The following is a 10,994-nucleotide window of genomic DNA, read 5'->3' as shown; positions in this document are numbered from 1 at the left end:
GACCCCGGAGGATCCATGGCACTCCGAATCCCACTGCCCGCCCGCTTCGATCGTATGCGCGCGGCCTACGACGCCGCGAAGCCGGCGGTGGTGGATCGCCGGCGACGTTGGGTGCGCCGGCTGGCGGTGATCGGGACGGTGCTGTTCGTCCTCCCGGCCGTGCTCGGTGCGAGCGCGCTGGCCGCCGGGGACGCCACCTCGGTCGCCAATGCCGGTTTCCCGGCATTGAATTGGATGAATGTCCGGGATTCGCGGGGCGTGGCGCTCACCGACTATCAGTTCGTCACCTTCGACGGCAGTCTGTTCGAACCTTTGGAGACGGCTGTCGCGGTAGTGCTCGGTCTCGAATTCGCCGGGTATATCGTCATCGTCACCAGTGCGGTCTGGGTGATCGGCTATACGATGAGTTTTCACTGGCTCGACCCGTTCGGTGCGGCGCTCTCGGGGGTCGCCGACAGCCTCACCGGGCAACTCGGTATTCCGGTGCTGCTGATCGTCGCCGCATCGATCGGCGCGTTCATCGTCGCCTGGTTCGTGGTGCGCGGTTTCCACGCCCGGGCGGCCACCCAGGCGGTGACGATGGTGGCGGTGGCCGTGATCGGCCCGACATTCCTGGCCGCACCGCTGGAGGATGTGCTGTCGTCCCATGGACTGCTTTCCCAGGGTCGCGATCTCGGTATCGCGGTTGCCGCCGGGTTGAACGGGAATTCCACTCCCGATACCGCGGGTCTCGTGGCCACCATGCAGAACACTCTGGCGGACAATTTCGCGCGCCGGCCGCTGCAGGTGTGGAATTTCGGGCATACGATCGACGACTATCCGGCGTGCGAGGCCGGTTGGTCGGCGGGTATGCGGTCGGGTTCGGAATCGGCCGTCGTATCCGGGCTGCGTTCCTGCGGCGCCACGGCGGCCTACCACGCGACCCGGAATCCCACTATGGGACAGGTGGGTTCGGGTCTGCTCATGCTGCTCTGTGCCGCGATCCTGCTCGCCTTCGGGGTGTATCTCTCGGTGAAGATCATCTGGTCGGCACTCGATTCCATATTCCACGGTTTCGCGGCGATCTTCGGTTTCGCGGCCGGCGGTTTCGTCTACGGCCCCACCCAGACCTTTCTCGTACGCAATCTCGTGGACAGTTTCTACGGTGCCGCGATGATGGCGGTCTATGTGATCTACCTGGGCCTGTATGTGTTGTTCCTGGGTAATCTTTTCGATCAGGCGCGTGGGCAGACCATGGCGGTGCTGATTCTCGGGGCGGTGGTGGAAGTCGTGGGCATCCTGCAGTTCCGGCGGTTGGCCGCCGCGTTGCACCAGGGCAACGAATGGATCGTGAACCGGTTTTCGCTTGCGCTGCAACAGGGGCCGGGCGGCGGGTCCGGTGGCGGCGCGCCGGCGGCACTGGGTACGGGTGCGAGCGGTCCGGGCGATACCGGGATACCCGGCCTCGGGTTGATCGCCGGGGCAGCCGCGCTGAGCACGCTCAACTCCAGTCCGGCATCGGCGTGGCTGTTCAATCGGGTCCGGCCGTTGGAACCGTATTCGGTGAGCCGCCAGCGGGCGCAGGTCGACCAGTGGGGCGCGTGGAACGCCCGCTGGAACGGTGCGAAAATCGGTGGGCCCGACGGATTGTTCACCCACGCCTACCTGGACCGTCTGCATTTCTCGCATGCCGCCCGCGATGCTGTCGCGCTGTCGGCGGAGGCAGGGCGCGGCGGGGTGGATACCGCGCGTGGCGCGGCGGCCGCGGTCGACGGCGTGCTCGTCGGCGGTGGGGCCTTCCTCGGCCAGGTCGCGGCCTCGCTGCGCGGTGCGGGTTTCACCGACGAGGATATGATCCAGCGGGCCGTGGAAGCGCGTGGGTATGTGGCCAAACATGCCGGGGATGTCTCGCTGACCGATAAGAATCTGGCCGAGGTCGTCGCGGCATCGACCTACGCCTCCGCGATGGATTCGTCCGCGGCGCGTGCGGAACTGGAACGTGCCGCGCTCGGCTACGCATTGGGTCGTGACGGCATCGAATTACAGGGCGCGGCGCGGCGGGCCGGCGAGGACTACCTTGCCGCGCCCACCCGGGCGAAGCTGAACTACCTGCAGAAGGTCGCGGCTGGTGAGGAAACGGCCGGCTACTCCGAGGCCGAGGCCGGGCAGGTGTTGCGCTGGATCGGTGATCAACACGCGCAACACGTTTCCCGAGCCGCCTCCGCATATGTCGAAGATCCGGCCGATGCCGAGAAGCGCCGTCGGTTCTATGCCGCGCAGAACGCGGCGATCGATACCGACTACTGGGCTTCGGAGACGACCCGTACGCCAGCATCGGTCCTGACGGCCCTCGGGTGAGCGGATGGTGGCCCACCGCAAGACCCGCGTCGGCCGCTGTCGCCGGCTCGGGCGGTGAGTCCTCACCTCCGCGGGGGAGTTCCCCGGTTATCGGTGGTGAGGTGGGGGAGTTCGTCGGCCAGTCGCTGTAGGTAGCCGGCGAATCGGCGGCGATCGGCGGGGGACCAGTGGCCGGTCAACCGGTCGAAGACTTCGCGTTGCCAATCGTGGGCGTCGGCCAGCAGGCGCCGGCCCGCAGGGGTCAGCCCGAGCGCGGTGCGCCGGCGGTCTACTTCGGATTCGCGGCGTGCCAGGTAACCGGCGGCGGTGGCGTCGCGCACCATCCGGCTCGCGCCCGAGTGATCGAGGCCGAGTTGATGGGCGACCGCGGTGATGGTGGCTTCGTCCGGGGAATCGGCCGCCCCGGCCACCGCTTCCACGACCTGGATGTGTTGCGCGTGCCGGAGATCCGGTGCGGCATCGGTGGCGCCGCGCTGGATCCAGCGCCGGGACCAGAATCGAACCACCCGGAACAGGGCGGGCCCGCCGTCTGCGGGATTGGCGCTGCCGCTCATCCACCCAATCTATCGCGCCCGGAAATATGCATGCGTTTCACAGATATAATATGTGCGAATCACACGTAAAAAGGAGTTGCTGTGCAGTATGGGGAAATGGCCGCGGGGCGACCCCGCGTGGTGCTGGACCACCTGATCGTGCCGGTGCGGGTCAATGCCGAGCTCACCTTCGATTTCGACGAACGCGGCCGCGTCGCGCCCGGCCACTACGGGTTCCGCGTCGGCGACAGCACCTTCGATGCCGTGCTCGACGAGTTGGCGCGACGTCCCGAAGTGCCGTTCGGCTCCGGTCCGGAGGGTGGCTGGGATCGGGGGATCAACCACCTCGGTGGCGGGCGAGGCGTGTACGTCCGCTCCCCTGAGGGGCACAGCTACGAGATGTTCACCGTGTCCTGTTGACAGGTTCGCCACGCTCCTCAATACTGAACTAGATGGTTCAGTATGACTTCTTGGATGCCTCCTTCGGGGCGCTCGCGGACCCCACCCGACGGGGCATCCTCGAGCGGCTCGGTCGTGGTCCCGCGACCGTCAGCGAGCTGGCGGACGACTTCTCGATGACCCTCACCGGCATCAAGAAGCACATCCGGCTGCTCGAAGACGCGGGCATGGTGAGCACGGAGAAAAAAGGCCGGGTCCGGTACTGCCGCATCGAGCCCGATGTCTTCCACCGGGAGGTGGCCTGGCTGCAGGGCTACCGGCAGATGCTGGAAGCACGTATGGACCGTCTCGGCGAATTCCTGCAACGAACGGAGCACGAACAATGAGTACTGCCACCGAACAAGCCGTCGTCACTCCCGAAGCCGACCGCGAGATCCGGATCGAACGAATCTTCAATGCCTCCCGCGAGCGCGTCTGGGCCGCCTACAGCCGGGTCGAGCAGCTGGCCCAGTGGTGGGGGCGGGGCAACCGGCTCGATATCGAGCGCTGGGAATTCCGCCCCGGCGGGCACTGGCGTTTCGTCGAGCACTCCGAGGGCGAAACCCACGGTTTCGAAGGCCGATTCCGGGAGATCGTGCCGCAGGAGCGGATCGTGCAATCCTTCGAATGGGACGGAATGCCCGCGCACGTCGCCATCGATGCGGCGACCTTCGAAGACCTGGGGGACGGGCGGACGAAGGTCGTCACCGTGAGTCAGTTCCACACCCCGGAGGAACGCGACGGCATGCTGCGGTCCGGTATGGCGGAAGGGTTGGAGGCCAGCTATCGGGCGCTGGACGCGCTGCTGGCATAGGCGTCCGGCCGGCGAGCCCCGCCCCGGTCCGGAAAGGGGATCGGGGCGGGACCGGTACCCCGCGGGTACGTATCTGTTCAGCGTTCGCTGTCGAGCACAGCCATCTGCGCTTCCGCGTAGCGGCTGCCCGTCACCGCACCCGCCGGGACTGCGGCTTCGATGGTGGCGAGATCATCCGGAGTGAGTGCGACGGTGAGCGCCGCCAGCGCTTCCGACCAGCGGGAGCGGGTGCGTGCTCCGATCACCGGAACGATATCGTCGCCGCGGCCGAGCACCCAGGCGATTGCCAGTTGGGCGGTGGAGACACCCTTTTCTCCGGCGATACCGGCCAAGGCGTCGACGAGTTCCAGGTTGGCGGTGAGGTTCGCGTCCTGGAAACGCGGGCTGTGAGCGCGGAAATCCGACCGCGCGAAACCGGTGCGGGTGCGCATCGAATCGCTGAGCAGACCCCGGGAGAGCACACCGTAGGCGGTGATCCCGATACCGAGTTCCCGGCACACGGGCAGGATCTCGGCCTCGATACCACGAGAGAACAGCGAGTACTCGATCTGCAGATCGGCTATCGGGTGGACCGCGGCCGCCCGGCGCAGTGTTTCGGCCCCGACCTCGGACAGGCCGATATGCCGCACGTACCCGGCTTCGACCAGTTCGGCGATCGCGCCCACGGTGTCCTCGATCGGGACTGTGGGATCCAGCCGCGCCGGGCGGTAGATATCGACGTAGTCCACCCCGAGCCGGCGCAAACTGTAGGCCAGGGAACTCTTCACCGCTGCCGGGCGGGCATCGAAACCCTGCCAGCTGATGTCCGGGCCCAGCAGGGCGCCGAATTTGACGCTGAGAACCGTCTCCTCGCGCGGCCGTTCGGCGATGGCCCGGCCGATCAGCATCTCGTTGTGGCCCATACCGTAGAAATCGCCGGTATCGATGAGACGGACACCGGAACCGAGGGCGGCCCGTACGGTCGCCACCGACTCGGTGTCGTCGGCGGGGCCGTAGGCACCCGACATGCCCATCGCGCCGAGCCCGATACGCTCGACGACCGGTCCGTTGCTGCCCAGCCGGGCACTCTGTGTCTGCGTGTTCGTCATACCTCTCAGCGTGATGAAACATTCGTGGGCGAGGCAGAGACCCTTTATCGGGGGAGCGATGATCCCTGGCTACCCGGGCCGGGGCGGGAGAAGGTGAACGTATGGATCGCAGCGAACTCGCCGATTTCCTCCGCCGCCGCCGCGAACAGTTGACCCCCGCGGCGGTGGGGCTGCCGCCCGGCGTGCGCCGCCGGACACCGGGGCTGCGCCGCGACGAGGTGGCGCAACTCGCCGGTATCTCCACCGACTACTACACCCGTCTGGAACAGGCCCGGGGCCCGCGCCCCTCCACCCAGGTACTCGCTGCCCTGACGCGGGCGCTGCGATTCACCACCGACGAACGCGATCACGTCTATCTGCTGTGCGATCAGGCTCCGCCGGGCGTCGACCGGCCGGACAAGCATGTGGGGCCGGGAACGATGCATGTCCTGGCGAAACTGGACGACACAGCGGCCGCCGTGATCACCGATCTCGGGGAAACGCTCGCACAGAACCGGATGCACGTGCTCCTCCTCGGGGAACTGACGGGTCGGCGCGGATGGGAACGCTTCCACGCCTGGCGCTGGTTCACCGAGCCGGCCGTACGGCAACGTTTCCCGGCGGCGGATGTGGCGGGGATGTCGCGCCGGCAGGTCGCCGATCTGCGCGCCACCGCCGCCCGGCGGGCGAAGGACCCCGACGTGCTGGAGTTCATCGGAGCGTTGCGGTCGGCCAGCGCGGAATTCGACCGGTTGTGGAACGAGCACGAAGTCGCGGTGCGGCTCTCCGACGTCAAGAGCATCGTGCATCCGGAGGTCGGCGTGATCGATCTCGCCTGCGAAACCTTGCTCACCCCCAGCGCCACCCAGCGGCTGCTCGTCTATTGGCCGCTACCGGGCACCGATGCCGCGCAGAAGATGGAACTGTTACGTGTTATCGGTACCCAGCGGCTGGGCCGGCCGGATCAGGAAGCGCCCGCCTCACGGCCCGCCGAGGTGAAGGACATATCCGCGTAGCGGGCCCGTAGAACTCACTCGTACCCATCCGATCGGGTCCCTGGACGCCGGCCCGGATTCCTCGGTGCTCACCGTGATGGTGTGAGGTGGGGTCCCTTCACGATGCGGCGTTATCGGAGGACCGGGCGGTCTCACGCGCGGTGTGCTGCTCGTAGATCGCGATCTTGTGATCCAGCACCGTCACGGTCTGCTGTAGTTCGGCGATCCGGTCGAGGACCTCGGCGCGGGTCGCGCGGAACATGGCCAGCCGTTCGGGCACCGTGTTCTCCCCTGCCCGCACCAGCTCCGCGTAGCGGATCATATCGGCCACCGACATACCGGTGGCGCGCAACCGGGTGATCAGGGTCAGCCAATCCAGATCCCGATCGCTGAACCGGCGCTTGCCCGTGTGGTCGCGACCGATATGGGACAGCAGGCCGATACGTTCGTACCAGCGCAGCGTGTCCCGGCTCAGGCCGCAGTGCCGGGCCGCGGCGCCGATCGAATAGCGCGGTATCTCCCGGCCGGGATCATCGCGTTCCGGTTCGGAAAACATTCCCGCCGCCTTCCTCATCGAATTCTCGCCGGATCCGTTGCGCCGCATCGCGTCGAGACGGTGCGCGGATTCTCGCGCCGAACATGACAACGCTATCCACCTGGAGTGGACTCCAAGCAAGGGGAAACACGTATTCTCAGCCGGGTATCCGGCGGCGGCGCGGTTTCAGCTGCCCTCCCGGCAACGGCGGCGCGGGAATCCGCTGCTCGGGGGTATGACCGGCGATATCCCCGAAACGGGCGGTGTGGTGACTTTCCCAGTCCGTCCGCGCCGCGGCGATCTCCGCGTGGTCACGGGCGACGAAGTTCCACCACATCACCAGCTCCTCGGTCAGCGGTTCCCCGCCGATCAGCGCGAAGCGGCCGCCCGAATCGGTGGACAGTTCGAGATCCGCACGACCGGTACCCAGATACAGCAGCGGGCCCGGTGCCGACTCGGTCCCGGCGACGGTCACCGAGCCCTCGATCACCAGCACGGCGTATTCGAACTCCCGGTTCAATGGCAGGGTGACCGTGGCGGCCGGATCGATCTCGATATCGGCGCCCACCAGGGGGGTGTAGACCAGCGCCGGTGAGCTCACCCCGGCCAGCGAGCCCAGCAGCACGGTGGCACGCAGGCCCGGCGCGCGATAGACGGGCAGACCACGGTGCTGTTCGAAATGCGGCGCGATATCGCGGTGGGCCTCCGGCAAAGCGATCCACAATTGCAGTCCGCGCCCCGCGGGCGCGTCGGGCACGGTGTATTCCGAATGGGCGATCCCGTGGCCCGAGGTCATCAGGTTCAGCTGACCGGGCTCGATGAGCACGTCCGAACGTACCGAATCCCGGTGCCGGATCATCCCTTCCAACGGCCAGGTGACGGTTTGCAGCCCGATATGCGGATGCGGGTCGATATCGGGCGGCAGGCCCGTGGTGGTGACGGTGGGGGCGCCGAAATAGTCGAGAAAACACCAGGCGCCGACAGTGGGGAGATCACGCTGTGGCAGTGTCCGCTCGACATAGGTACCACGGACACCGCCCAGTGGCACCTCCCGCGCCGGATACAGGTGTACCACCGGCCCTGGTCCACGGGCCGGTTCGCACAGTGTCTCGGCGGGGTGGGGGTCGAGGTCACTCACCGCCGAGACCGTCGCGTACCACGTGCGCCTCGTACTGCGGGTGCTTCTCCAGATAGCCGCGGATGAAGGCGCATTCCGGCCGGATCCTGCGGTCGCGCCCGATGGTGTCGGAGATGGCGAACTCCGCCAGCTTGCTGCCCAATCCCTTACCACCGAACGCCGGATCGACCTCGGTATGCGTGAAAACGGTTTCGCCGCCGCGTTCGGTGTATTCGGCGAACCCGGCCAGCTCGGTGCCGTACCACACCTCGTAGCGGTCCTTCTCCGCGTTGCGTAGCGTCTTGCTCTGCTCGGCCGTTCCGGTCATACCGCACTTCCTCTCCACGCCCGGGTTCCGCTGCTCACGGCGGTACGAATCGCGCGGCACCGCCGAACGCCAGCGTACTCAGCGCGACCCGGCCACGGCGCCGCGCGCGGTGTCCAGGCGGCATGACATATGGGATCGCGCGGGCGCCAGCGCATCCGGAACAGGGCACGTAGCCTGGGAATATGGCAAAGGAAATAGATCGGGTCCGGGCCCGCTCGGCGTGGGCCACGGTAAAGGAGAGCCCGGTGATCACCGTGATCGCGGTGGCCCCGATCGCCGTGGTGTTCGGGTTGGTCTGGTGGTTGATCGGCGGCTGGGCGGCCTTCCTGCTGCTGGTGCTGCTCGGTGCCGGGGCGGTGTTCGGCGGCAAACTGCTGCGCTGACCGGTGCGCTCACCGGGGTACGTGGAAGGCGACCAGCTCGCCCGTCGCGGGCCGCACATCCTCCCACTCCCCCGGGAAGCGCAGGACCGCCAGCGCGGAGGTGGGGAACTTCCGGCTGATCCGCAAGGCGTCCTCGGTGGTGCGGTCGGCGGCCAGGTCCCACGCGGTCCACGGCATTCCCGGCGCGTGTCCGAGCACCAGCAGGGTCGAGACGGCCGGATCGGTGAGCTGTACCAGTTCGATCAGGTACTCGGGGCCCGCCTCGTAGATCCCGGATTCGAATACCACCGGAGCGTCGACGCCGGTGGCGGTGAGCGTTTCCCGGGTGCGGGTGGCCGTCGAACAACGCACCGCCTCGACGGGTTCCAGGGTCGCGCGCAGCCATTCTCCGGCCAGGGCGGCCTCCCGGCGCCCCCGCGCGGCCAGTGGGCGTTCGTGATCGGCCACCCCGGGCGGGTACGCCGATTTCCCGTGCCGCATCAAGATCAGAGACCGCGTCATGAGAACACCGTAGGCACCCTCGGTGCGGAGACGCACAACACACTCGAGGCAAACTGAAAGCGGCGTCACAATGGAGGTGGCCCGGTGATCCCGGCCCGAGCTCGATCGTCACGCCCTGCCCGCCGCGACCCGGACGGCACCAGCCCGCATATGAGTTTCGAGGATCTGCACAAATATGGCCTACGTAATCACGCAGCGTTGTTGTAACGATGCCAGCTGCGTTTCCGAGTGCCCGGTCGACTGCATCCGCCCCACTCCGGACCAGCCGGAATTCGCCACGACCGAAATGCTCTATATCGACCCCGACACCTGTATCGACTGCGGTGCCTGTGTGGATGCGTGCCCGGTGGAGGCCATCTTCTCCGAAGACGATCTGTCCGCCTCGCTGGCCCGTTTCCGCGATATCAATGCCGCCTGGTTCGAGCGGCATCCGCTGGAGTCCAATCTGGACCCCATCGCGACCCCGGTTCGTCCGTCCAAGGATCTGGGGACCCTGCGGGTCGCCATCGTCGGCGCCGGTCCGGCAGCGGCCTACGCGGCCGACGAACTGTTGCGTCGCTGTGATGTCCAGGTGGAGATGTTCGACCGGCTACCCACGCCGTGGGGCCTGGTCCGGGCGGGCGTGGCCCCCGACCATCCCGGCACCAAAACGGTGGCGGCCATGTTCGAATCGGCGTTCCGTCGCGACACCCTGCAGTACTACCTGAACGTCGAGGTGGGTACTCATGTGACGCACGAGGAACTGCTCGCCCACCATCACGCGGTCCTCTACGCGGTGGGTGCCTCGTCGGACCGGAAGATGGGGGTGCCGGGGGAAGAACTGCCGGGCAGTCATTCGGCGACCGAGTTCGTGGCCTGGTACAACGGGCATCCCGATTACGCCGAGCACACCTTCGACCTGTCCGGGGAGCGGGCGATCATCGTCGGCAACGGGAATGTCGCCCTCGATGTGGCCCGGGTGCTGACGGTGGATCCGGACGAACTGGCCAGAACCGATATCGCCGACCACGCCCTGGCCGCCCTGCGCGGCAGCAATATTCGCGAAGTGGTGGTCCTGGGCCGGCGTGGTCCGCTGCAGGCGGCCTACACTTCGCCGGAATTCCTGGCTCTTGCCCACCTCTCCGGGGTCGACGTGGTGATCGACCCGGCCGAACTGGAACTCGACCCGGCCTCGCAGGCTCTGCTCGACGATCCCGAGGTCGAGCCGTCGCTGCGCTTGAAGTACACCCTCGCCGAGGAATTCGCCGCGAAACCGCCGACGGAGGGCAACAAACGTATCGTCTTCAAGTATCTGGCCTCCCCGACCGCGGTGACCGGTACCGACAAGGTCGAAGGGCTCGAATACGCGCACAACGAGTTGGTCGCCGTGGACGGTGTCCTCAACGCCCGGGCCACCGACCGGACCGGGAACTACCCGGCCTCGCTGGTCCTGCGCTCGATCGGCTACCGCGGCCGGCCGGTCCGCGATCTGCCGTTCGACGAGAAACGGGCGGTGGTCCCCAACGAGCACGGGCGGGTGATCGGCCCCGACGGCACACCGCTGCCCGGTGTGTATGTGAGCGGCTGGATCAAACGGGGACCGCGCGGGGTCATCGGCTCCAACCGGATCGACTCCGAGGAAACCGTCGAAGCGTTGATCGCCGATTTCGTCGCGGGCAAGCTCACCGCCCCCACCGGTGACCGCGACGCCCTCCGCGCACTGATCCGGGAGCGCCAGCCCGATCTGGTGGACCGGGCCGGCTGGAAAGCCATCGACCAGGCCGAACGTGGCGCCGGAAAGGAATCGGGCCGTCCCCGGGTCAAGTTCACCACGCGCCCCGATCTTCTCCAGGCGGCCAAAGGAACCGTGTAACGAGCAAGCCGGACCCCGGCAGACCCGGTGGCCTCTCTCATCCCGGCGCCGCGGGATGTGATCCCGGGTCTGCTTCCGGCCCGTCCGGGGCGAT

Annotated in this window: 13 protein-coding genes; 7 read left to right on the top strand and 6 right to left on the bottom strand. The window is 67.4% G+C overall.

The annotated features are described in order from the left end of the window. Positions 1-15: 15 nt before the first annotated feature. The gene (locus tag ACYR7D_RS03310; protein WP_459548159.1) at positions 16-2,337 is read left to right on the top strand and encodes a hypothetical protein; all 2,322 of its coding nucleotides are present in this window, start codon (positions 16-18) and stop codon (positions 2,335-2,337) included. Between the two features lie 62 nt (positions 2,338-2,399). On the opposite strand, the gene ACYR7D_RS03305 is transcribed toward ACYR7D_RS03310, so the two are convergent. Then, complete coding sequence (locus ACYR7D_RS03305) at positions 2,400-2,891, bottom strand: MarR family winged helix-turn-helix transcriptional regulator (protein ID WP_459548158.1); 492 nt, start codon at positions 2,889-2,891, stop codon at positions 2,400-2,402. A gap of 81 nt (positions 2,892-2,972) precedes the next feature. On the opposite strand from ACYR7D_RS03305, the gene ACYR7D_RS03300 reads away from it, so the two are divergent. From ACYR7D_RS03300 to ACYR7D_RS03290, 3 genes are read left to right on the top strand one after another with little or no spacing between them, the layout of a single operon-like run. Then, positions 2,973-3,290 (top strand): VOC family protein, encoded by a 318-nt coding sequence (locus ACYR7D_RS03300; RefSeq protein WP_459548157.1) that lies wholly within the window; start codon positions 2,973-2,975, stop codon positions 3,288-3,290. A gap of 32 nt (positions 3,291-3,322) precedes the next feature. Continuing rightward, positions 3,323-3,655, top strand: a complete 333-nt coding sequence (locus ACYR7D_RS03295; RefSeq protein WP_459548156.1) for an ArsR/SmtB family transcription factor — start codon at positions 3,323-3,325, stop codon at positions 3,653-3,655. After that, complete coding sequence (locus tag ACYR7D_RS03290; RefSeq protein ID WP_459548155.1) at positions 3,652-4,122, top strand: SRPBCC family protein; 471 nt, start codon at positions 3,652-3,654, stop codon at positions 4,120-4,122. The genes ACYR7D_RS03295 and ACYR7D_RS03290 overlap by 4 nt, the downstream gene beginning before the upstream one ends. Positions 4,123-4,199: 77 nt before the next feature. Here ACYR7D_RS03290 and ACYR7D_RS03285 read toward each other — a convergent pair whose 3' ends face one another. Further along, positions 4,200-5,210: an aldo/keto reductase gene (locus ACYR7D_RS03285; protein ID WP_459548154.1), complete on the bottom strand. Its 1,011-nt coding sequence runs from the start codon at positions 5,208-5,210 to the stop codon at positions 4,200-4,202. Positions 5,211-5,311: 101 nt separating this feature from the next. On the opposite strand from ACYR7D_RS03285, the gene ACYR7D_RS03280 reads away from it, so the two are divergent. After that, complete coding sequence (locus tag ACYR7D_RS03280) at positions 5,312-6,205, top strand: helix-turn-helix transcriptional regulator (RefSeq protein ID WP_459548153.1); 894 nt, start codon at positions 5,312-5,314, stop codon at positions 6,203-6,205. Between the two features lie 97 nt (positions 6,206-6,302). Here the strand turns inward: ACYR7D_RS03280 and ACYR7D_RS03275 are convergent, their stop codons facing one another. The 3 genes from ACYR7D_RS03275 to ACYR7D_RS03265 form a co-directional block, all read right to left on the bottom strand. Further along, a complete protein-coding gene (locus ACYR7D_RS03275; protein ID WP_459548152.1) occupies positions 6,303-6,740 on the bottom strand; it encodes a MerR family transcriptional regulator in 438 nt (145 codons plus the stop codon). Between the two features lie 136 nt (positions 6,741-6,876). Beyond that, positions 6,877-7,857, bottom strand: coding sequence for a pirin family protein (locus tag ACYR7D_RS03270; RefSeq protein WP_459548151.1), 981 nt, complete (start codon positions 7,855-7,857; stop codon positions 6,877-6,879). Further along, positions 7,850-8,164, bottom strand: a complete 315-nt coding sequence (locus ACYR7D_RS03265; protein ID WP_459548150.1) for a GNAT family N-acetyltransferase — start codon at positions 8,162-8,164, stop codon at positions 7,850-7,852. The genes ACYR7D_RS03270 and ACYR7D_RS03265 overlap by 8 nt, the downstream gene beginning before the upstream one ends. Before the next feature lie 182 nt (positions 8,165-8,346). Here ACYR7D_RS03265 and ACYR7D_RS03260 point away from each other — a divergent pair, with 182 nt between their 5' ends. Next, positions 8,347-8,547 carry a hypothetical protein gene (locus tag ACYR7D_RS03260; RefSeq protein WP_459548149.1) on the top strand — a complete coding sequence of 67 codons (201 nt, stop codon included), beginning with the start codon at positions 8,347-8,349 and terminating at the stop codon, positions 8,545-8,547. Positions 8,548-8,556: 9 nt separating this feature from the next. Here the strand turns inward: ACYR7D_RS03260 and ACYR7D_RS03255 are convergent, their stop codons facing one another. Continuing rightward, the gene (locus tag ACYR7D_RS03255) at positions 8,557-9,048 is read right to left on the bottom strand and encodes a SixA phosphatase family protein (protein WP_459548148.1); all 492 of its coding nucleotides are present in this window, start codon (positions 9,046-9,048) and stop codon (positions 8,557-8,559) included. A gap of 175 nt (positions 9,049-9,223) precedes the next feature. Between ACYR7D_RS03255 and ACYR7D_RS03250 the strand changes: the two genes are divergently transcribed. Further along, positions 9,224-10,900: a 4Fe-4S binding protein gene (locus tag ACYR7D_RS03250; RefSeq protein ID WP_459548147.1), complete on the top strand. Its 1,677-nt coding sequence runs from the start codon at positions 9,224-9,226 to the stop codon at positions 10,898-10,900. The last annotated feature ends 94 nt before the right edge of the window (positions 10,901-10,994 follow it).

This window comes from Nocardia sp. X0981, from assembly GCF_977089955.1.
The sequence above is the reverse complement of the archived record's forward strand: the minus strand, read 5'-3'. Positions and strand labels throughout refer to the sequence as shown.

Excerpts from the sequence above, each read along its gene's own strand:
- ACYR7D_RS03295 (WP_459548156.1), top strand. The coding sequence starts at position 3,323 with ATGGTTCAGTATGACTTCTTGGATGCCTCCTTCGGGGCGCTCGCGGAC.
- ACYR7D_RS03290 (WP_459548155.1), top strand. The coding sequence starts at position 3,652 with ATGAGTACTGCCACCGAACAAGCCGTCGTCACTCCCGAAGCCGACCGC.
- ACYR7D_RS03265 (WP_459548150.1), bottom strand. The coding sequence starts at position 8,164 with ATGACCGGAACGGCCGAGCAGAGCAAGACGCTACGCAACGCGGAGAAG.
- ACYR7D_RS03280 (WP_459548153.1), top strand. The coding sequence starts at position 5,312 with ATGGATCGCAGCGAACTCGCCGATTTCCTCCGCCGCCGCCGCGAACAG.
- ACYR7D_RS03310 (WP_459548159.1), top strand. The coding sequence starts at position 16 with ATGGCACTCCGAATCCCACTGCCCGCCCGCTTCGATCGTATGCGCGCG.
- ACYR7D_RS03275 (WP_459548152.1), bottom strand. The coding sequence starts at position 6,740 with ATGTTTTCCGAACCGGAACGCGATGATCCCGGCCGGGAGATACCGCGC.
- ACYR7D_RS03260 (WP_459548149.1), top strand. The coding sequence starts at position 8,347 with ATGGCAAAGGAAATAGATCGGGTCCGGGCCCGCTCGGCGTGGGCCACG.
- ACYR7D_RS03285 (WP_459548154.1), bottom strand. The coding sequence starts at position 5,210 with ATGACGAACACGCAGACACAGAGTGCCCGGCTGGGCAGCAACGGACCG.
- ACYR7D_RS03305 (WP_459548158.1), bottom strand. The coding sequence starts at position 2,891 with ATGAGCGGCAGCGCCAATCCCGCAGACGGCGGGCCCGCCCTGTTCCGG.
- ACYR7D_RS03250 (WP_459548147.1), top strand. The coding sequence starts at position 9,224 with ATGGCCTACGTAATCACGCAGCGTTGTTGTAACGATGCCAGCTGCGTT.
- ACYR7D_RS03255 (WP_459548148.1), bottom strand. The coding sequence starts at position 9,048 with ATGACGCGGTCTCTGATCTTGATGCGGCACGGGAAATCGGCGTACCCG.